This window comes from Pseudomyxococcus flavus (genome assembly GCF_050038885.1).
GTDB classification, from domain to species: Bacteria; Myxococcota; Myxococcia; order Myxococcales; family Myxococcaceae; genus Myxococcus; species Myxococcus flavus.
In genome coordinates, this window is sequence record NZ_CP143624.1 from 7,650,941 (window position 1) to 7,670,095 (window position 19,155).

The 19,155-nt window shown below is 69.2% G+C and carries 27 protein-coding genes and 1 pseudogene; 12 read left to right on the top strand and 16 right to left on the bottom strand.

Translation table 11 applies throughout. The features are described 5' to 3' along the window. Positions 1–244: 244 nt before the first annotated feature. The 9 genes from VZL07_RS31930 (at position 245) to VZL07_RS31970 (ending at position 6,156) form a co-directional block, all read left to right on the top strand. Positions 245–694 (top strand): hypothetical protein, encoded by a 450-nt coding sequence (locus VZL07_RS31930; RefSeq protein WP_426751729.1) that lies wholly within the window; start codon positions 245–247, stop codon positions 692–694. Positions 695–859: 165 nt separating this feature from the next. Then, the gene (locus VZL07_RS31935) at positions 860–1,564 is read left to right on the top strand and encodes an AHH domain-containing protein (RefSeq protein ID WP_426751730.1); all 705 of its coding nucleotides are present in this window, start codon (positions 860–862) and stop codon (positions 1,562–1,564) included. Between the two features lie 3 nt (positions 1,565–1,567). Next, positions 1,568–2,146 (top strand): imm11 family protein, encoded by a 579-nt coding sequence (locus VZL07_RS31940; protein WP_426751731.1) that lies wholly within the window; start codon positions 1,568–1,570, stop codon positions 2,144–2,146. Positions 2,147–3,393: 1,247 nt separating this feature from the next. After that, complete coding sequence (locus VZL07_RS31945) at positions 3,394–3,780, top strand: hypothetical protein (RefSeq protein ID WP_426751732.1); 387 nt, start codon at positions 3,394–3,396, stop codon at positions 3,778–3,780. A gap of 92 nt (positions 3,781–3,872) precedes the next feature. Further along, entirely contained in the window at positions 3,873–4,142 is a 270-nt protein-coding gene (locus tag VZL07_RS31950; RefSeq protein ID WP_426751733.1) for a hypothetical protein, read from the top strand. 75 nt (positions 4,143–4,217) lie between these two features. After that, on the top strand, positions 4,218–4,742 hold the full coding sequence (locus VZL07_RS31955; RefSeq protein ID WP_426751734.1) for a transglycosylase SLT domain-containing protein: 525 nt from the start codon (positions 4,218–4,220) through the stop codon (positions 4,740–4,742). Between the two features lie 74 nt (positions 4,743–4,816). Continuing rightward, on the top strand, positions 4,817–5,338 hold the full coding sequence (locus tag VZL07_RS31960; protein ID WP_426751735.1) for a hypothetical protein: 522 nt from the start codon (positions 4,817–4,819) through the stop codon (positions 5,336–5,338). 2 nt (positions 5,339–5,340) lie between these two features. Continuing rightward, a complete protein-coding gene (locus tag VZL07_RS31965; RefSeq protein WP_426751736.1) occupies positions 5,341–5,553 on the top strand; it encodes a hypothetical protein in 213 nt (70 codons plus the stop codon). Between the two features lie 102 nt (positions 5,554–5,655). Continuing rightward, positions 5,656–6,156 carry a hypothetical protein gene (locus VZL07_RS31970; protein WP_426751737.1) on the top strand — a complete coding sequence of 167 codons (501 nt, stop codon included), beginning with the start codon at positions 5,656–5,658 and terminating at the stop codon, positions 6,154–6,156. Here VZL07_RS31970 and VZL07_RS31975 read toward each other — a convergent pair. Continuing rightward, positions 6,105–7,278: pseudogene (locus VZL07_RS31975) on the bottom strand (IS256 family transposase). The gene VZL07_RS31970 and the pseudogene VZL07_RS31975 overlap by 52 nt on opposite strands. Before the next feature lie 141 nt (positions 7,279–7,419). Here VZL07_RS31975 and VZL07_RS31980 point away from each other — a divergent pair. Further along, positions 7,420–7,785 (top strand): DNA-methyltransferase, encoded by a 366-nt coding sequence (locus tag VZL07_RS31980; RefSeq protein ID WP_426751738.1) that lies wholly within the window; start codon positions 7,420–7,422, stop codon positions 7,783–7,785. Between the two features lie 17 nt (positions 7,786–7,802). On the opposite strand, the gene VZL07_RS31985 is transcribed toward VZL07_RS31980, so the two are convergent. The 4 genes from VZL07_RS31985 to VZL07_RS32000 form a co-directional block, all read right to left on the bottom strand. Continuing rightward, complete coding sequence (locus VZL07_RS31985; RefSeq protein ID WP_426751739.1) at positions 7,803–8,030, bottom strand: hypothetical protein; 228 nt, start codon at positions 8,028–8,030, stop codon at positions 7,803–7,805. A gap of 99 nt (positions 8,031–8,129) precedes the next feature. Further along, a complete protein-coding gene (locus VZL07_RS31990) occupies positions 8,130–8,315 on the bottom strand; it encodes a hypothetical protein (RefSeq protein ID WP_426751740.1) in 186 nt (61 codons plus the stop codon). Positions 8,316–9,059: 744 nt separating this feature from the next. Further along, positions 9,060–9,470 carry a hypothetical protein gene (locus tag VZL07_RS31995; RefSeq protein ID WP_426751741.1) on the bottom strand — a complete coding sequence of 137 codons (411 nt, stop codon included), beginning with the start codon at positions 9,468–9,470 and terminating at the stop codon, positions 9,060–9,062. 33 nt (positions 9,471–9,503) lie between these two features. Next, positions 9,504–9,746 (bottom strand): hypothetical protein, encoded by a 243-nt coding sequence (locus VZL07_RS32000; RefSeq protein WP_426751742.1) that lies wholly within the window; start codon positions 9,744–9,746, stop codon positions 9,504–9,506. Positions 9,747–9,803: 57 nt separating this feature from the next. On the opposite strand from VZL07_RS32000, the gene VZL07_RS32005 reads away from it, so the two are divergent. Next, a complete protein-coding gene (locus VZL07_RS32005) occupies positions 9,804–10,184 on the top strand; it encodes a hypothetical protein (protein WP_426751743.1) in 381 nt (126 codons plus the stop codon). A 2-nt stretch (positions 10,185–10,186) separates the two neighbouring features. Here the strand turns inward: VZL07_RS32005 and VZL07_RS32010 are convergent, their stop codons facing one another. From VZL07_RS32010 to VZL07_RS32030, 5 genes are all read right to left on the bottom strand, one after another. Next, a complete protein-coding gene (locus VZL07_RS32010) occupies positions 10,187–10,474 on the bottom strand; it encodes a hypothetical protein (protein WP_426751744.1) in 288 nt (95 codons plus the stop codon). Between the two features lie 1,205 nt (positions 10,475–11,679). Next, positions 11,680–12,513 carry a hypothetical protein gene (locus VZL07_RS32015; RefSeq protein WP_426751745.1) on the bottom strand — a complete coding sequence of 278 codons (834 nt, stop codon included), beginning with the start codon at positions 12,511–12,513 and terminating at the stop codon, positions 11,680–11,682. Next, positions 12,510–12,770, bottom strand: a complete 261-nt coding sequence (locus VZL07_RS32020) for a hypothetical protein (RefSeq protein WP_426751746.1) — start codon at positions 12,768–12,770, stop codon at positions 12,510–12,512. The genes VZL07_RS32015 and VZL07_RS32020 overlap by 4 nt, the downstream gene beginning before the upstream one ends. A gap of 10 nt (positions 12,771–12,780) precedes the next feature. Then, the gene (locus tag VZL07_RS32025; RefSeq protein ID WP_426751747.1) at positions 12,781–13,431 is read right to left on the bottom strand and encodes a hypothetical protein; all 651 of its coding nucleotides are present in this window, start codon (positions 13,429–13,431) and stop codon (positions 12,781–12,783) included. Positions 13,432–13,850: 419 nt separating this feature from the next. Continuing rightward, positions 13,851–14,063 carry a hypothetical protein gene (locus tag VZL07_RS32030; RefSeq protein ID WP_426751748.1) on the bottom strand — a complete coding sequence of 71 codons (213 nt, stop codon included), beginning with the start codon at positions 14,061–14,063 and terminating at the stop codon, positions 13,851–13,853. Between the two features lie 72 nt (positions 14,064–14,135). Here VZL07_RS32030 and VZL07_RS32035 point away from each other — a divergent pair, with 72 nt between their 5' ends. Continuing rightward, positions 14,136–14,501, top strand: a complete 366-nt coding sequence (locus VZL07_RS32035; protein ID WP_426751749.1) for a hypothetical protein — start codon at positions 14,136–14,138, stop codon at positions 14,499–14,501. Positions 14,502–14,523: 22 nt separating this feature from the next. Here VZL07_RS32035 and VZL07_RS32040 read toward each other — a convergent pair whose 3' ends face one another. The 6 genes from VZL07_RS32040 to VZL07_RS32065 all read right to left on the bottom strand — a co-directional run bounded on the left by VZL07_RS32040 (position 14,524) and on the right by VZL07_RS32065 (position 19,074). After that, positions 14,524–15,321 carry a KilA-N domain-containing protein gene (locus VZL07_RS32040; RefSeq protein WP_426751750.1) on the bottom strand — a complete coding sequence of 266 codons (798 nt, stop codon included), beginning with the start codon at positions 15,319–15,321 and terminating at the stop codon, positions 14,524–14,526. 314 nt (positions 15,322–15,635) lie between these two features. Next, on the bottom strand, positions 15,636–16,067 hold the full coding sequence (locus VZL07_RS32045) for a hypothetical protein (RefSeq protein ID WP_426751751.1): 432 nt from the start codon (positions 16,065–16,067) through the stop codon (positions 15,636–15,638). A 178-nt stretch (positions 16,068–16,245) separates the two neighbouring features. Then, a complete protein-coding gene (locus VZL07_RS32050; protein ID WP_426751752.1) occupies positions 16,246–17,043 on the bottom strand; it encodes a hypothetical protein in 798 nt (265 codons plus the stop codon). Further along, the gene (locus VZL07_RS32055) at positions 17,036–17,605 is read right to left on the bottom strand and encodes a hypothetical protein (RefSeq protein ID WP_426751753.1); all 570 of its coding nucleotides are present in this window, start codon (positions 17,603–17,605) and stop codon (positions 17,036–17,038) included. Before VZL07_RS32055 ends, VZL07_RS32050 begins: the two co-directional genes overlap by 8 nt. Then, on the bottom strand, positions 17,598–18,071 hold the full coding sequence (locus VZL07_RS32060; RefSeq protein ID WP_426751754.1) for a hypothetical protein: 474 nt from the start codon (positions 18,069–18,071) through the stop codon (positions 17,598–17,600). The genes VZL07_RS32055 and VZL07_RS32060 overlap by 8 nt, the downstream gene beginning before the upstream one ends. After that, positions 18,064–19,074, bottom strand: a complete 1,011-nt coding sequence (locus tag VZL07_RS32065) for a hypothetical protein (RefSeq protein WP_426751755.1) — start codon at positions 19,072–19,074, stop codon at positions 18,064–18,066. Before VZL07_RS32065 ends, VZL07_RS32060 begins: the two co-directional genes overlap by 8 nt. Positions 19,075–19,155 lie beyond the last annotated feature (81 nt).

Consider the following 19,155-nt stretch of genomic DNA (forward strand, 5'->3'; position numbering starts at 1 on the left):
GACTCACTGGATGTCTGAGTCTGGCCGGTTGCCTCAGGCGCGTGATGGGATGACGCCGTCCATGAGGATGCTTGGGGCCCGGGGGATACTATGACTGGTGAAGCCGCATGCCAGGCAGTTGCTTGGCGCGCCAGAGTGCCCGCGGTAGAAGCGCAACGAGAGTTTGTCCGTGCGTTGACAGGATGGAGTGGCCTCCCCAAGGTCAAAATTGAGGTGTGGACTTTGCCCGCCTCCGGAGGGAGCCATGAAGGTGAGTCGTCGAATTCCTAAAGAAGAGAAAAGCGTAGTTCTGTCAGTCATAGCGCTGGCTATTGCCCCCATGCAGCAGGCCTTAGCGACAGAAGATGATGCAGAAGCCCGCGCGCAGGTAATGATGTCGGAGTTGATGGAGGACGGCTATACGGACGTGCTCCACGAGGCCAGTTCAGTGCTGCCTCCAGATGGGGTGACCCAGCATCAGGTGCATCTCCAGCAGGGAACTACCTATGCGATCTACTCCACAGGAGATGCCCGGACGACAGATATTGACCTCTACGTCTACGGTCCAAGCGGAGGGGCCCCGGTTGCGAAGGATGTAGAGTTGGACACGAATCCCATTGTGTTTTATTCGCCTCGTGAGTCAGGGCCCCATGACGTGCATGTCGCGAATGCGGGGACGACGTCTGGGTGGAACTACACGGTCGTTGCATTCTGACCCGGGCTTTTGGACCGCCTGCTCATTGGTAGGCGCTTGGTGTGGCTGGGGCCTCCTGTATGAAAGTGCGCGTTGGCCTGCGCTCGCGTGCCATTCATTGGGAGACGAGGCGGGTGTGTGCTTCTGGGCATGACCGTCCTCCTTCGCTGCACTCGTATCGGGAACTTGGAGTCGAAGCGCGGAGATGGCCTGCCGCTGCTGGAGTTGCCGCCTTGCGAGTACTGCGGGAAGGCGTGGCACACGATCGCCGAGCGGTGGGGCTCGAACGTGGGCAGCTCACTCAAGCTGCGCGAGAACATCCTGGCGGGGAGGGAGGCGAAAGAGCACCCCTGGTACACGGGTAGGTGGTCCATCGCAGCGCACCACCTCATCTGCTCGGAGGCCATGGCGGATGACGAGCAGTGGGCAATGTTCTGCCGGGACTTCGGCTACGACATCAACCGGCCGGAGAATGGCGTCATGCTGCCCATGGTGATGTCCGTGGCGTGCGAGCTCCATGCCCCAGTCCACATCGGTCCCCACTCCGGAGGCTGGGCCTTCGACATGGACTTGGCGTACCCGAACGCAGTGAAGCGGCTGCTCTCTGGGTTTGCCCGTGCCGTCGCACGCGGGCGCTTCTGTGCGGACCCAGCCGGGCTCACGGCAGAACTGGACAGGCTCAGCCGCACCATTCTTAGCAAGCTGGTGAGCGGCCAGTGGAGTCTCACCACGGACGGCCTCGATTACTTGGCCGGCGGCCAGGGGTGTGCTGGCGCATCGAGCATTCAGGACAAGCCGCGGCGAGCATGCCCACACGGGCGCAAGCACAACTCGCGTCATGGGGACACAGGGGCGCCTCTCGTTCGGCGGACGCTCCAGGTGGGGGAGTAGGGTATGCAGAACGAGTACTTCGTCTTGATGCGTGAGCGCTCCCAGCTGCACCCTCTGCTGACGTGGGACCAGGAGTACCTCCAATTCCTGAAGCCAGCACCGGTCGAGGTGCTTGAGCCCGTGAAGCTCAAGCTGGGGGAGCCCGTCCCCCCGCGGCCCATCATGGTGGACCACCACAGCCTTCCATCGCCCGTCGTCTCGCCGCGGCTGAAGGAGGCGCTCGAAGCCGCAGATCTCCCCGGCGTCCAGTTCGTCCCGGCGGACGTCCAAGCTGGTGACGCGGTGCTGCGCTACTGGCTGGTGCACATGTGGCGGACCATCCCCTGCATGGATCGTCAGCGCTCCGTGTTCGAGGAGACGGAGGTGGGCCAGGTCTTGCTGAGCCTCGACAAGCTCGTTCTCGACGAAGCCGTGCTCCGGGAGGTTCCGCTCCACGAGAGACGGGCCTTCATGCTGGAGGAGGACACGGTGCACCTCTTTCACCAGACGGTGGTGGAGCGGGTGCTCGCCCTGACGCCTCCGCCAGAAGGGCTTCGCTTCATCCCCGTGGCGGAGTGGGGCGACTCGTCGGCGTTCCGTTGACGCGGGCCACCGGAGCGCAGTTCTCGACCCTGAGCGCGAATAGAGCGGCGCTGGCCCCTGCCTGCGAAGCTCAGCCCGGAGGAGGTGGAAGAACTCGTCCGAGCTGCGCGCCGTGAAGAGACATGGGCGGGGTAGGCTCCCTCGTTTCGCTGGATGACCGCTGGGAGGCGAAACTCAGGCCGTGGAATGTGGCGTCTCCGGAGCCGGCGCTACCAGCCTCTGCGCATCGCTTCCCGCCGGGACTCATCGCGTCGCGCTTCCTCGCGCTGTTGGCGGCGCCGCTCTTCCCGCCGTGCTTCCTCGCGGCGCGCATCCTCACGCTGCTGTCGTCGGAGCTCCTCCTGGCGCTGTGCGTCCTTTCCCCAATGCACTTCGCGCCAAATGGCTGCTTCGCCTTTCTCCGGCGTGCGGCGGCCAGGGGGAAGTGAGCCGCCTGCGCCTCCTTCAGCGCCCGCCGACTGACTCTGCCGCTGTTGCTTTAGAGCAACGTTCGAGATGCATGTGCCACTGACGCAGGTGTTCCCCACGTAGCACGGCTGCTGCGGGCCGCAGGACTCTCCCTCGTCGTGGTAGCGAATGTTGCTGATGGGAGGCGCGCACTGGCCTGCTTGGCACGTCAACCCGGTGCAGCAGCCGCCGTCAGCCGTACATCGCGCCCCCGGGCCTGAGCATGTCGGTGCAGCCGCCAAGCTGGGGAGGGTGCAGTTGCCGTTGCGGCATGCGAGGCCACCGCAGCACGTCGTGCCTGCGCCGCATGCGGCGTCCTGGCCCGCACATGTGGGCTGGGCCATACATCGTCCCTGCTGCCACTCATTGCCCGGGTCCTTGCCTTCGCACACGTAGCCAGGGCAGCAGTTCTCCTGGGAGAAGCAGCCCCCGCCGCCTCGCATGCAGAAGTTCGGCGACTTCTTCAGGCCTCGGCAGACGCCTTCTACGCAGGCATTCCCCGAAGAGCAGCAGTCCGCGCTCGACGCACACGGGCCGTCGCTGTTGCTGCACGTGGGGCCGTTGGCGAGGACTTGAAGTGGGGTGAGGAGGAGAGCGGCAAGCAGGGGGAGCAGGAGGTTGCGGGTCATAGCCGGGTACCTCGCAAGCTCAGTGCCGGCCCGCGGTAGAGGGGGGCCGTAGGACGGATGCGTCCATGTCGTGGGACGGTCGTACCGGGTGCCGGCCTGGAGAGGGGCCCGCCGCCTCACCAGGAGAGGTGGGCCGGACGACGTCCACGCATGCCGGGACGATGCGGCCTCATGGAGCTATCCCCCGAGGTCGCGGTTGTCATGTTCGCGGCCAGCAACGTCGTCGTCCCCGTCCTCAACGGCCTGTTCTCGCGCCGTCAGGCGAAGCATGAGGCCGCGGTGGACCAGGTGCCACTGCTGCTTCAGCAGGTGGCGAACGTTGCTGCCGACGTCAAGGACATCAAGGCGGACCTGCGGCGGGTGGGAGAGCATGAGTCGGCCTTGAAGCTGGTGGACCTGCGCCTCAAGGGCGTGGAGACGTGGCAGTCCGAGGCCCGGCCCCAGCTCGAGCGCGCCGTGCGCGAGTCGCACCTGCTGATGGGGGAGCGCAATGCGCGCCAGCTCCAGCAGTCAGCGAACCTCGTGGACCCGCAGAAGGTGGCGCGGTCCCCACCGTGAGCCTCCGGTCTCCTCGCGCGCTCGCCGCCACCTTCGCGCTGGTGGCACAGCGCGCCCCCCGTCCACCCGTAGCACTACCGAAGGAGCCGTCCATGTCCGAGAAAGCCTCGCAGTCCAGCGCCCCGCAGCCCCCCGAGCACATCCTGCAGTTCTTCGGGTACGCGCACCTGCCGCCCCACCTGGCCATGGTGAGCAAGCCATTCTGCGAGCTCGCCCACGCCATGGTGCACGGTGACAACGTCGCCGAGGCGGGCAACGTGACGATGGGGCCGCCGCTGCCTCGCAATCCCGAGCGCACCGTGGCGCTGCGCAAGCTGCTGGAGGCCAAGGACGCTGCGGTGCGCGCCCTGGTCGCGAAGTAGCCCCGCTCGCTTCGTCTCGCCCTGAAGTACCTCGCCCGGGGCTCTCGCTCTGGGCCTTTTTCCCTCGGAGTACTCATGTCCCAGCTTCCCGCCCGTCTCTCGCGGTGGCTCTCCACGGTGGAGCCCATCGCCGCGCTGTACAACCTGGACCCGCTGCTGGTGCTTGCCGTCATGGACAGGGAGTCCCTGGGCGGCGACGCGCTCACGCCCAAGGGGCCCACCGGTACCGGGGACCACGGCCACGGCCGCGGCCTGATGCAGGTGGACGCCCGCGCCCACAAGGGCTTCGTCGGTGCTGTCGATGACCTGGGCCGCCCGCTGTGGCAGGACCCGGCCGTCAACGTGCTCTACGGCTGCCGCCTCCTGCGTCGCAACCTGGACTCCCTCGACGGCTACGTGGCCGGTGCGCTCGCCGCCTACAACGCGGGCCTGGGCCGGGTGCGCTCCGCGCTGGCGCGCCTGCCTCCGGGCGCCACGGACGCGCAGCGGCTGTCCGCCGTGGACGGCGTCACCACCGGCCGGGACTACGCCAGCAACGTCCTCTCGCGGCGCGAGCGCCTTGCTGGCTCCGTGCCCACTCCCGCTGTGTCCGGCGCCTGAGCGCCCGCGCATCCCGTCCCGCTCGGTGTCTCGACGCCGGGCTTCGCCCGCAGTCCCTTCCAAGGAGTACCCGCATGAAGAAGCTGAAGCTGCTCGCCATCGCCACCATGGCGATGGTTCTCGCCGGTCCTGCCGTCGCGCTGGCCCAGGCGACTGGCGCCACGTCCGGTTCCATTCTCGACTCGCTGCTCACCCCCACCGCTATCGGCACCGCGCTGAGTGTCATCGTCGGCGCGGTCGGCCTCTTCGGCGCCGGCACCTGGCTGACAGCCACGCGCAAGCGCCGCATCGCCCTGGCGTTCCACCACGCCTACAACATCGTGGAGGACGTCGCGGCGGAGGACCCGGCGGAGAACTTCGCGGACAAGGCAGCCAAGGGACTGAAGCTGGCCGATGACTGGCTGAAGGCCAACGGCTGGCGCCCGCTGAAGCCGCACGAGGAGGCGCTGGGGCGGATGGAGTTCTCCGCCCTGCATGGTGCGCAGAAGGCCGAGGAGAAGACGCGGGCGAACGCTGCCGCCGCGGCGCTCGTCGCCGTCTCCGGAACGCCGAGCGCGGCCGCGGTGGCGGCGCTCCCTCAGACGCCCCGCGGCTAGCCGTGGCCGCGGGGCTGGACGGGGTGCTGTCGGACGTCCCGGTCCGTACCGGCTACCTGGAGGTACAGGCCGGCGTGTCGTCCCTCTCCGGCGCGTACGTGCGCGGCGAGGTGGGGGCAAGGGTGGCGGAGAACCTGGGCTTGTTCATGTTCGGCCAGGCGACCAAACACGAGCGCATGGCTGGGGCAGGGCTCCGGTACACGTTCGGCTGGTGAGGAGAGGGCCCGCTCCAGAGCGCCGGTGCGGGCCCTCTCATGAAGTCACGGCACCTTCGCGTCGCAGTAGCCTGCTTTGCAGTTGCCAAGGAGGAGCGGAGCATGACGGCATCCTCCATGCAGGGCAGGGCTCGCCGCGTCGAGAAAGGACCCGTGAAGCCCTACTTCAAGAACGACCTCATCACCCTGTACCTCGCCGACTGCCGCGACCAGCTCGTGGACCTACCGTCCGCGTCGGTGGACTTGCTCCTCACGGACCCACCCTACGGAATGGCCTACGAGGGGAAGGGGCGCAGCGCCGCCGCCATCCGCGCCGATGGCTCCCGCCAGGGCATGCGGGTGCTCCGCCAGGCGCTGTCTGCGGCAAGCGCGGCGCTGGCTCCTGACGCCCACGTCTACGTGTACTGCCACTGGGAGAGCTGGCCGGACTTCTACGATGCTGTGTCAGCGCACCTTCGCATTAAGGGGGCCTTGGTGTGGTGGAGGTCAAGTCCCGAATCTTGTGTAGTTGGTTCGGAGGGGGTTCGGGGGAGGGAGGCTCCTTGGCGGCATCAAGCAGCGGCAGTGTCAGGGGTTGAATTCAGCAGGGACATGTCGAGGTAGCGGCGGTCATCCCAGACGCCGGTGACTTCGAGGGCGACGGCGGTGATGAGGCGCAGCGCGCTGGCGCGGTCCGGGAAGGCGCCGACGCCGCGGATGCGGCGCTTCACCTCACCGTGGAGGCGCTCGAGGCCATTGGTGCTGCGAAGGCGCCAGTGGGCCTTGGGGAAGGCGAAGAAGCAGGTGGCAGCGGCGAAGCCCTCGCGCAGGCACTCCATGGCTTCGGGGACTTGCCGCCCCAGTCCCTCCTGGAGGGCCTCCAGCCGCTTCCTGGCGTCCTGAAGGGAGGCGGCCTCGAAGACGGCCGACGTCTCCTTGCCGAGGCGTCCACGCAGCCTCCAGGGGGCCTTGGCGAGGACGTTCCGGGTGAGGTGCACGGTGCAGCGCTGCAGCCGCGCCTCGGGCAGGGCCTGGCGGGCCGCGGCGGCCAGGCCCGAGTGCCCGTCGGCGATGACGAGCCGCACGCCCCTCAGCCCTCGCTCCAGAAGCTGGCGCAGCAAGTCCAGCCAGGAGTCCACCGACTCGCTGCCGCCCAAGGTGACAGCCAGCAAGTGGCGGTGCCCATCCTCGCCCACGCCATAGGCCACCAGGGCCGAGACGTTCTGCACCGTGCGCGCCCACCTGGCGTCCAGGAAGGTGGCATCCAGGTAGAGGTAGGGGAAGGCCTGGGTGAGGGGCTGGGTGCGCAAGCCCTCCACTTTCTCCTCCAGCGTCCGTGTCACCCGACTCACCGTCGAACGCGAGACGTCCTCGCCCATGAGGGCCCGTGTCACCTTGCCCATTTTCCTCGTGGAGACGCCCTGCACGTACGCACTGGTAATCGCCTCGTCGAGTTCCCCGCTGCGCCGCTTGTAGCGGCCCAGCACGTCCCCCGCGCTACCACTGTGCCTCGTGCGTGGCACCGCCACGTCCACGGCCCCCCGCCGTCGTCACCAGCGTGCGCAGGTAGCTGCCGTTGCGCACGTCCGCCCGGCCCACCATCCGCTGCCACCGGCCGGCCCCCACCAACTCCCGTACCTCCTCCAGCAGGGCCTCCAGCGTCATCCGAATGGCTCCGCGGAAAAGCGCCCGCAGGTCGGCCTGCACCTCTTCGTGCGCGGGGGACTCAAACTCGCTAACGTCCACGTCGGGGAACTCCTCGGCTCCTCTGCCAGGAGGAGACCGGCTCGGTTGGTTTCACCGAGGAGCTTCCCTCTTTCCCGCTCGTCCCTCCTCGCCATCTACACACTTATAGGGACACGACCGTGGTGGAAGGCGAGGGGCGGCATGGGCGACTGCGCGGCCTCGTACGCACCGGACTACGAGGTGGTGCTCCACGCGTCCGGGCCGAAGCGCCGGCCGCTGGTGGGCAAGAGAATGGGGGCAGTCCTCGCGGGCTACGCGCCTGTAGCTCCAGCCCAGCGCACGCACCCCACGGAGAAGCCTGTCGCGCTGCAGCGCCTCCTGATTGAGCGCTCGTGCCCGGAGGGCGGCCTGGTGCTGGACCCGTTCGCGGGCACCGGCGCCACCCTCGTCGCCGCGCAGCTACTCGGGCGCCGCGCCGTGGGCGTGGAGCTCGAGGAGCGCTACTGCGAAGCCGCGGCCCGGCGGCTCGAGCAGGCGCAGCGCGAGGGCCTGGGCGAGGCTGCGTGACGCATCCGGCAGGGCGGCTACTTTCGGCCGCCCTGTCGTGACAGGGTGCCCATGAGGCGCCGGAGGAGGCGGCGCAGTTCGTCCGCGTCCATGGCCGCTAGGTCCAGCCGCTCCCAACACGGGGAATGGTCGCCGAACGCGTCCCATGCCTCCAGGTGATGGTCCGGGCCGTCCTTGACGACGCGGCACTGCTCGGCCTCCCAGCGCACGCCTGCCGGCGGGTCCTGCTGTGTCTCCTCGGCCATTCGTGCCTCTGAGGAAGGGCCCCCGGGCACCATGCCCGGGGGTGTGGTGGTTGGGCGGGCGTGTGAGCCGCGCCGAAGGCCCGCCGCCACCACGACAGGTCAGCGGCGGCGCGGGCGGTGCCCATCTTCATCCGAAGCGGCGAGCGGCCCCTGCCCACCGCGGTGCACCTGGTGCTGGTAGTGCAGGACGAGCGCGGCCTGCTGCCTGGCGCGGGCGTAGTCGTCACGCACGCGCTTGGCGCGGAGCTGCTCGGCGGTCTGGGCTGGGGGGATGTCTCGGCGCACCGTTCCTCCGTGCGCCTGAGAAGGGGTGTCAGCGGGCGTGAGATGGTAGGGCAGGGGCCCGGCTTCTCGGCGGGCGCTGGCCTGGGCGCCCTGTCCGCGCGTGCATGGCCTGCACCGCGCACGCCTCCGCCGCATGGTGCTCCGCGAGCGCTCTCGCGTATTTCGTCCTTGCTGCAGGACTCCCGTCCAGTCCCGCCACCGCCGCCTGCAGTTCCTGCTCCGCAGCCCCGAGGCGCTGCGCGAGCGCCACCCTCTGGTTCCTGTTCATGGACTGGGCGCAGAGCACGAGGCGTACCAGCCGGGCTGGGCAGGGACCTACTCGGACTCCCCCGTCATCCTGGCGACGGCGGCACGCCAAGCGGGCGTTGCGGCGCGGGACGCGGGCACGAGCCGCCCGTTGGGGCCGGCTCGGTAGGCCCGGGTGGAGCGGTCTCCCGGGTGGGCGCGCTCGTTGAGACAGCGGAGGACGGTGCCGGCGCGCTCGAGCTGAGCGCCGCAGCCGGGGCAACGGTAGGCGGTAGGGCTCACGCCAGTAGGACGCGAGGCGCCCGGGTTGTTACCTCGCCGTGTACCAGTCTTCGGGCACCGGGCCGCGCGCGTTCACCGGGGCCACTGGCGCGTCGAGCTCGGCGTGGTGCTTCTGTGTTCGCCTTGGCTGGAAACCTTCCTGGTCCGCAGCGATTCCTTACGGGCCAGACGCGCGCCCAGCGGTAGATGATTCTACCGCTAAGGAGATGCTTGGGGCTATGTGTCGTCGGCGGGAATCCACTCTTCGTCCTTGGCCGCAATGGGCGAGGCTCCAGGGCCAGTAAGCGGGCTTACTGGGCTCGCCTTCTGCATTCCTTTGTGAATCTGCACCTGCTCATACAGAAATCGCAGAGCCCATGGCTCGCCAATCTTGGCGTTGCGATATGCATTTTCAAATGCTTGGTCCAGTTGCACATCCGTGAACGTGTCGAAGGTGGCAATCTCCTTCAGCGCGCCGCGGTGAATCCGCTCGCGGGCTCTAAGTATCTCGGCTCGCCTGACACGCGGGAGCTTCCGCCAGCTGTCGCGAATGGTCCTCTCTTCGATGTGTTCAGCCCACCCGACGAACATACTCCGGGCTACGAGTAGGGCTACGACGACCGCAATGAACCACAGCGGGATAAACATGCCGCCCAGCCTCCCGCACGCTGGGCGTGGGCGTCAACGTGGCTGCCTACCTCGCTGGGGTGATGGCGCGCCGGAGGTGCAGTCCTCGGGGACCGGGCCACGCACGTCCACCGGGGCCGCGGGCGCGTCGAGCTCGGCGAGGGCCTCGTCCACCAGCATGGCCACGCGCTGAACGCGGGCAGGCGGCACACCGTCGGCCTGGGCCGCCTCGGCGAAGAGGGAGACGGCGGCGGCGGTGAGGTGCTGGCGGACAACGGGCAGGCGGGAGCAGGGCATGGGGCCTCCTTCCGGGAAGGTCGGGAACGGCCGTCTGCTCGCGCCACCTGCCGGGCCGTGGCACTCTCCGCGCCCGTGACACGCGAGGAGCTGAAGCAACACCTGGAAGCACTGGGCCGCGAAGCAACGACGCGCGGGCCGGGGCTCAAGGCCGTCACTGACCTGTTTCGCCTCTACTGGCTGGCCGTCCAGCACAACCTGGTGGTGGACGGCCCGGAGCACACGCTGGACCTCAAGGTCAACGCGTCCTGGGTGGAGGAGGGGCTGAAGATGCCCCGCCTCCCGCCGCACGAGAACACCCTGCCAGTGCGTCCGCGGGAGGAGCGTTGCCGGTGCCCGCCCAACGCGGCCGGCATCTACACGCTGGTGGCCTTGTCGGGGCTTACACGTCGCGCGTGCACGGTGTGCAACGAGGACTGGCGGGTGCTGGAGGGGTAGCGCTACTCGCCCTTCGGAGGCGCCGTGAGTCCCCGCCGCACGGTGAAGTCCCCTCTGACGAGCGTGAATTTGGCCAACAGCTCACGCACCGTGACATCCAGGGGTTGGCCGAGGTCATTCTCAAGGTCTACCTTGAAGCGCTCAGTCATTTCCGCCCACTCGGCCATTTTTTTCCCCGGAACATCGATGTAGGCCTTGCGGCAGCGAATCACCTGCCATTCGGTGCCAGTGCTGTTCTCAATCCAACGGGAAAACGTGGACACGTCGGTGACGGAGTTTGTAGGTGTCATGTCTGGGAATCTAAGTCGCCCCGGTTCCCCGCGTCCATCGCCGAGTCTGCTCGGCAGCAGTTGTCGCGTCGCATCGAGGATAAAGTGGGGGACTTCTACGGCAAGTCCCTCAACAACGTGCGCAGAACCCGGTCCAGTGTCGCTGATGGACCTGGCTTCGTTGAGCGCTGGGGCGCTGCTGCTCTAGAGCCCCCTGAGCACCCCATGGTCCTGATGACCGTTCTCATGGGGCGAGTCCTGATGACGGAGCATGTCTACGGCGTGCTGTCCTCGCTTGGGTCTGTGGCAGGACAAGCCCGAGTAATCGCCTCGGTGCAGCCCCTCGCCGGGCGCCTCATTCTCCGTCGCCTCCTGTCGGGCCGCGTCGCGCTCGTTCGCCGCCAAGGGCATCGCGACCGCGCTCCCGACGGCGCCGGCCACGGTCCCTCAGACGCCCCGCGGGCGTCCGCTACACGTTCGGCTGGTGACGTGACGCGGCCCGCTCCAGGGCACCGGGGCGGGCCGCAGTCCGGGGACCGGGGCTGCGTATAGGGGGAGGTTAGGGGCGCACCCACTCAGGTTGCGTTCCACCAACCCCAACTGGAGGACTCCTTGTCCCACGTACCCCTTTACATCATCCCCGTCCACCCCGGAAACGCTGTCGCATCGCTCCAAGAGGCCTTCTCCCAATGCGTCTTTGCGGTGTCAGGCCATCACGTTGAAACGCACGGGGAGGTGTGGAAGCCCCGATGCCATGAGGATGGGTCTGATTGTGACAAGCGGTGGGCGCTTCCCGCTGCGGATCGAAACCACGCTTACGACGCCTGCTCCCAGTTGCCGGAGTGCCTGCATGGGAAGGCGTTGGCGTTTCAGCGAGAGTTGCCTGACGATCCCATCGTCATGGCCTGGCGGCCCGGCAAGTAGTCCCGGAGTCGCCGCTGTTGCTTACCCGCGGCCACGGTAGGTGTTTCACGCCGTGGCACAGGGGGATGGCGCTGCCTCACGCGAAGGACGAGGCAGCGCCCGCGAAGCGCCTCCGCCGCACACGCCTCGGCCGCCTGATGCTCGGCGCGCGCCCGCGCGTACCGCGTCCTCGCCTCCGGACTCCCATCCAGCCCCGCGACTGCCGCCTGCAGCTCTGCCTCCGCCGCCCCCAGGCGCTGCGCGAGCGCCACCCTCTGATTCCTGGTCATGCCCGAGGCGCAGAGCACGCGGCGTACCAGCGACTATGCGGGAGGGGCCACCCACCGCCACGCCGAGTACCCCGACACGTACACCCACTTCGTCAGCGCGTGGCCGGGCCCGTGGCGCTGGCGCTTGAGGTGGCCGCGCACCGGGCGCTCCTCGGGGACGCGGCCTGGAACCTCCGTGCCACGTGGCGATGCTGTGCTCCCGGAGCCACCCAGCGCCCCGTCCAGGTAGACGTTGCGCACCGGGAGGGGCCCCACGGCGTCGCGCTTGCGCGCCTCGTCCACGCGCAGCGGTGAGCCCTCGGCCTCGCAGAGGAGCGCGTACACCACGGCAAACCGGGCGGCGTCGCGGGCCCACTGCTGGTGCTCGCCAACGTCGTCAATTAGCGGAGAACGCTCCTGCTGCGTCCCCTCCGCTAGGTCCTCGCCCGTCCACTGAGGGCGCCACGGGGCGACGTTGGCCGCACCAGACGCGGTGAGCCCGATGAGGTAGTGGGTGCCCTCCAGCATGTACCCACCGAGGGCAAAGGTGGAGCCGAAGAGGCGCTCGCCAGCGCTGGGCCTCCGCACCTCCAGCAGCCACGGCCGGCGGAGCAGCTCCGGCGGGGAGTCGGGCAGGGAGTGCAGGTCCGTCGCGGCAACGTGCGCAGCAGCGGCCGGCCGCACCTGGTGGGCGGAGAGCCCCTTGCGCCCGGCCAGCGCCAGCCCCGCCATGTTGACGAGGGGTGGCGCCGACAGCACCAGCGACTCGCCCCATGTCGCCTGGGCCGTTAACTCGGCGCGCTCCCGGAACGGCACTAACTCCAGACCGGCCGGCGCGACGCGAAGCGCGGACAGCACCTCGGCGACGAGCTCCGAGAGGGGCGTCATGTCTTGTCCTCGCTGGGAGGCTTCCAGCCAAGCACCTTTGCCACCGCCTCGACGCCCAGGTTCAGCGCTCCCGACGCCGAGGCGGCGTACTCCTCCCCATCGAGCAACGCTTCCAGGGCAGGGTGCCTGGGTTCCTCGCTCAGCTTCGCGGCGAGGAACTGGACGGCGCTGTCAGCTCGCGCCGTGAGTCGGACGGGCAGTTGGCGGACAACGGTACCCTTCGGGGTGCGGCTCCTTGCCTTTGTCGTCTTGTTCACGCGCGCCATCCTAGAGCGCCAGCGGCTCGATGGTGCAGCGCAGGTGCTCGGGCGGAGCCTGCTTTGGGTTGAACACCTGCCGGACCTGGTCACGCAGCGCGGCCCCCAGCGCGTCGCCGCGTTGCGGCCGACGGTCAATCCACCACTGTGCCTCTTGCGTCGCCGGCAGCAGCAGCACCGTCTGAATCGCCCCCGCAAGTCCCAGGACGTCAGCCTCCGTCACCGCCCGGCCGTGCCCCTTCGCGGCGAGGCTTTCGAGTACTCCACGCACCTCGTTGGCGCGGATTTCCCGGGCCCACTGCACCTGGGCCGCAGAGCCGGTGAGGCAGTCCGCGCGGAGGCCCAGCACCGTCAGCCGGTGGCCGCCCCCAAATGCCACGACGCGGCCGTCGCGCTCCAGTTCGTCCGCGCGGACCTCGTTGTCGGCGCGCTGGTGCGGGTTGTACCCGCCGCCCGCGCGGCCCTCGTTGTAGAGGGCGTCGTGCCGGGCCGCGGGGCGCTGGCTGGCCTGGACGGCTGGTGCCGGCGCCGGCGCCGGGCACTCTGCGTGGTCCCACTTGCCGGTGGGGCCCTTCTTCACCTCCGTGCCGGCGGGATACCTCGTTCGACACGCCGAGCAGAACCCCGGGTAGTTGGCCTCAACGACACGCTCACTCGACATGGTGACCCCCGCTTGCGACGCGGCGCCATGCCGTCGTCTGAGGAGTAGAATAGCGATATCACTACTGATGTCAATAGCGGTATCGCTAATCGGCGTTTGAGTGGGTGACGGCGGCCCGACGCTATGTGAGGCAGGGGTGCCCGCGAATCCCACCCGAGAGGGATTGACGGGCGGCCGACTACTCGTCCTCGCCCGTCTTCTGGGCCAGGGCTGCACGCCATGAGGGGGAGGCCGACCGAGACGCGGGCTCGAGGCGCCCGTGACGGCCGGCCTGGTACGCGCGGTCAAACCGGTCCAGCGGGTGGGCAGCGTCGGCCGGGCAGTGGAGGAGGGCACCGCGGCGCTCGAGCTGGGCGCCGCACCCTGGGCAGCGGTAGGCGGCAGGGCTCACGTCAGTAGGACGGTGGGCGCGCCGGTTGTTACCTCGGCGCCGGCCAGTCCTCGGGCACCGGTCCGCGCACGTCCACCAGTTGCGCTGGTGCGTCGAGCTCGGCGAGGGCCTCGTCCACCAGGAGGGCCACACGCTGCACCCGGGCAGGTGGCACACCGTCGGCCTGGGCTGCCTCCGCGAAGAGGGACACGGCGGCGGCGGTGAGGTGCTGGCGGACGACGGGCAGGCGGGAGCAGGGCATGGGTCCTCCTGCCGGGAAGGTGGGCACGGCCGTCTGCTCGCGCCACCTGCTGCCCCGTGGCACTCTCAGCCCGTGACACGTGAGGAATTGAAACAGCACCTGGAGCGGCTGGGCCGCGAGGCATCCACGCGCGGGCCGGGGCTCAAGGCCGTCACAGACCTGTTCCGATTGTACTGGTTGGCCGTCCAGCACAACCTGGTGGTCGAGGGCCCGGAGCACACGCTGGACCTCAAGGTCAACGCGGGCTGGGTCGAGGAGTGGCTCAAGATGCTCCGTCTCCCGCCGCACGAACGCACCCTCCCGGTGCGCACTCGAGAGGAGGGCTGTGGCCGCTGCTCGCCCTATGAGGCGCGCATCACCACCACGGTGGCGCTACCGGGGCTCACCAGGCGCGAGTGCGCCACCTGCCGCGGGGACTGGCTGGTTCTGGAGGGGTAGCGGGGGCGAGGCGCCTTCCTCGTTACGCCTTCTTCTCCAGCGAGCGCAGGTAGTCAACCGCCTCGGGTTTCCAGAGCACCTGGTACCCGGAATGACTGCCGCGCGTGTAGGGAATGGCCTCGCCATACTTCGCGCCGGCGGGCGTCAACTCCCACTCGTCGCGCTCGTTTTTCGTCTGGAGCCCGGCATCCTTGAGTCGCAGGTTGGCGGCCTTCGAGGAGACGCCCAGTGCCTTCCCCACGGCCGTCGCGTTGAGCGAGCTGGCCGGGCCCTCGCCGGGAGGCAGCGCCTTGCGATAGGGCTCGACGGTGAGCCCCGTGTCGGCGTGGATGGCGTCGAGCATCATCGACGCGGCGATGCCAGAGCGGAGGCCCGGAACGGCCTTCAGTGCCGTGAGGACGGCGCCGTGGCCGGCTACCTTCTCCTCGGTGGGCGAGGGAAGGGTGCGCGGCGGATCAGCCGGAGACGCCGAGGGCTGCCCCGTCAGCACCGCGTCGAAGGTGCGCAGCACGCGCAGGTGGAAGGCAGGGGACACCCAGGCGGCGTACGCGTAGACGAGTTCGCGGCAGACGTAGGTTCCCTGGGCGGGCCCACCGCGGATGCTCTCGACCGGACCGTTCCTGCCAGGACAGGAACGGTCTTCGGACTCAAGCGTGGCAATGAGTTCCTGGGTGGGGCCAATGGCCAGGAAGTTGGACGGCTGGTGGCGCTTTTCCAACCCCGCAGCGCGGTGCAGGTCGTTGAGGCAGTAGCGCCCGTTGCTGTCCTGGTTCACGACCACGTCGTTGATGGTGAGACTGCTCGGCTTGCACGGCGTCATGTATGCGCCTCCAGAAAAGACACATCTCTCCCGGAGCCACGAACAACGAGACGGACGGTGCACCACACGGCGAGACATGCCGCAGGTGACCTGACGTGAGGTATTCGTGGTGCCGGTGAGCCAGACGTAGCCCCTGCACCCAGCTCTGTCAACGACAGTGCCGGACACGCAAAGTCGCGTATCGGAGTGTGTGGGATTGGCGGCTCTCAACGATGCGTGGCGATGCTCGGCGACGTCTGGCGATGGTGTGTATGTCTCTGCTGGATTCCGCCGTCAGCGGCGCTGTGTTGGCGGCCTGCGCAACGCGTGCAGTTTTATCGGCTCCCGGGTGAGGTGAGCCCTGGGAAGAGCGTCCCCGGGCCCACCTCGGGCGTGCGCTCCAGGCGCTCCAGGGCCAACGTCAGCAGGCCCACCGTCTCCAGCCGCGTCAGCCCGCCGACGTCCTCCCAGGCACTGAGGCCGAGGCCTCCCGAGGAGCGCGGCCCCTCGCAGTGGGCTACGGCCTTGGACGCCTCGCGCCAGTTCACCAGCGCCCGGGGCGGCACCCGGGACTCGCGGCCGGCGAAGGGGAACGCCAGGCGCTCGCGCTCCACCTCGAAGCGGACGGCGTCGAGCAGCTTGTCCAACTCGACGCGGGCGCGGTCCTTCAGCTTCACGTACCGGAGCGCCACCGTCAGGCTGGGGCTGCCGGCGGACACCCGGTGGCGCAGGTCCTCGAGCGCGTTGGTCAGGGTGTGACGGAGCACGGCACGCCTCCCAGCGGCCAGAGGCTGCGCCACCAGCCGATTCGCTCCACGGCCGCCGCAGCGCGCACGGCGTGGTGCCCAACGGGCACGCCGAGTCTCTGGCGGCACGCCATCATCCGGCAGAGATGGGCGAGTTCGAGGTGCCAGCACGCATCCACCAAGGCGAAGAGCAGCGCGCTCACCGGACGCCTTCCTGACGGCTGACGTGCGGACGGTGCCACGGCAGCGCACGGAGGTACTCCGGCCGCACGTTGGGCAGCACCTTGGCCGCGCGCTCCAGAAGCATGGCCCACGCCTTCGCATGGTCGCCGCCGTCGTCCTCGCCGTACACAAGCACGCGGCTCCCCAGCTGCAGGTGGGCGCTGTTGAGGTAGACGCGCCAGCCGCTCGGCAGGTAGTCCCAGTCGCCGCGCGTCGAATAGACGTCCGACGTCAGGTAGAGCGCGGACGGGTCCGTGAGGGCGAGCGCGCGCTGTGCTTCCGCCGTCGCCCTCTGGGCTGCGTCGGCGCGCTCACGCGCGTCGCGGTCCAGCGCCGCCCACCAGAGCCACACCTCCCAGCGCCTGGCCGCGTCCTCCGGAGGCAGCGGCGCCACGCGGATGAGCTCGGAGCTGTAGTCCGTGTCGTACTCGTAGCCGCAGTCCGTCCAGTGCTTGCTGTAGTGGGGCGGGTCCACCTCGACGAGGAAAGGCTGGCCGGGGGCGATGCCGTGCCCCAGTGCCCACGCGATGCGGCCCTCGTCGCGGTATGGATAGCCCACGAGGTTGTCCCAGCCGTCCTCCAGCTCGTAGGCCAGCCATTCAGGAGGGGCGCCCACGTCCATCGGCTTGCCCAGCGAATCGGCCTCCACCAGGTCCAGCGTGCGCCGGTCGAGTGCGAGCCAAACGCGGCAGGACTTCTCGCTGTAGACGTTGACGAGGTCGCGGATGCGCGTCTTCCTGGGCGGCGCGCTCTTCACGGTGAGGGGCTCACCCACGGGCCGCCTCGCTCCCCGTGGCAGGCGCAGCCTCGGCCTTGAGTTGCTCGCGGATGGCGGTGGCCAGGGCTGGCATCACCTCGCGGGCGAAGCTCCGCACATCGGGCGGGTAGTCGTACCGGCCGAACTCGTATGGCATCTCGACCTTCGTCTCCGCGCACCACGCCATGAACTGGCCGATATCCATCTCGTCAACGGAGCGCGCCTCGCGGCGGCTCCAGCAGCCGAGAGCCTCCACGACGGATTCCCACGCCTCCTTCGCCTCCTCCTTCGAGTACGAGCCGTCACGCCGGTACTCAATGATGTGCTCGCGGATGGATTTCAGCGTGGCGCGGGCGTCCCACCAGTCGCGCTTCTCCAACTTGCTGCACACGTAGTCAGGGGACGTTTCCAGCCCAGCGACGAACTCCCGGAAGGGACGCCCAGGACTCGTCCACCGGAATGCGTAGTTCCCCCAGTCGGAGACCGTGGCGAAGAAGCCGTCGCTGCGCAGGATGACGTCCGCGAGCCAAGCGCCCTTCGGCGTGCGCAGCCGGTACTGGTAGACGGTCGGTTCAGCCACGGTTCACCTCCCCGGAAGGCAGCAGCGGGGGCATGGTGCCCGTGCGGTACGCCTCGGCGACGGCGGGCAGCGCGTGCTGCCCCACCGTCTTCCCATCGGGCGTGACGATGTGCGCGAGGAATGCCTCCTCGAACGTCTCGACCTGGCTGTCCACGCTCACGAACTTGGCCTTCATGGTGAGGAAGAGGGCCCGCCACTTCTCGCGGCAGGCCTGCTCCCAGGCACGGGTGGCGGCGGCCGGGGTCCGCTTCGTGCCGCGCCCGTCGTGGGTGAAGCTGCGGTGGACGGGGAGGGGCAGCGGCATGGTGAAGCGGACGCGCCTGTCCTTCAGGTCGAAGAGCACCACCGCGCGGCCCTCCTCCTCGGCGAACGCGGTGCGGGTGGCCCCGCGGCTGCGGAGCAGGTCCTTGATTTCGGCTTCCGTCTTGGAGACGGATACCTTCGTGCCGGCGGCGTACTTACCCACGGCGCACCGCCTTCCCGAGCAGGGGCAGGGCGCGCAGGCCCTGGACGAGCGAGTCCTTCAGGCGCTGCTCGGCGTCGTCCTTGACGATCCACTGCTCCTCCAGGTCGGTCGCCGCCTGCTCGCGCATGTCCTCGGCGCCGAGTTGCGCGGCGTGGAGGACGGCCTGGGACAGCGCGCGGGCGGAGACGTCGAGGAGGCGCAGGGCGTCGGCCAGGGCCTGGGCAAGGGCCGTCGCCTCGCGGGACAGCCACGGGCTCCAGACGCCAGCCACGAGGATTTGCGGCGTGCCGTCCGCCAGCATGCGGACCTTGTCCTGCAGCATGACCGGGACACGCTGGGGCGGCATCCCTTCCAGCGCCGGGTCATGCCACATGGTGCAGGCCTGGCCCTCGCCGTACCTGCACTCGTCCGGCGTGCAGTGCTCGGCATGTAGCTCGAGCGTCGCGGAGGGCTCGTCAATCGGTCCTTCGATGAGCGCCGGCACCGCGGGCGTGGGCGTCATGCGTGCGCGCTGGTGGGCGTAGGCGTCGGCGACCATCATCGCGAGGTTGGCCACGTCGGCTGCCTCGGCCATCACGACGGCCGGCGTGGCTCCGGTTGCGAGCGCGTTGGCCAGTTCGTTGGCCTCCTCGCGGACGCGACGGAGAAGGGTGGCGGGCGCGTCTCGCACCCAGCCTTCGCGGCCACCCTTGCGGGGGCGGTGCTTGTCCAGCAGCCGGCGCATCTCCAAGGTGAAGGCGGTCAGCGTGGGCCACATATCGGGCGGGGGCGCCGGGGTGGTGCCGGCACGGAGCTTCACCAGGGCGCCGAGCTCGTCCTTGAGGAACGTGGCCAAGTCCTTCGCGTTCTCGACACCATTCCACCCGTGGCTCTCGCCTACTGCGATGAGAGGCGCCACGCGCCGCGCGATGCGCGCGAGGGCGGCAACGTCACCTGCCTTCTCCAGCCGGTCGATTTCCTCGTGGCCCTTGGCGATGTGCTGGGCCGTCGTCTCACACGTCATGGTGCACCTCGGGGAATTTGGGAGGAACAACAGCGCGGGCGGCCTGAGCTGCACTGCCCGCGCGCATGGCAACTGCGAGGG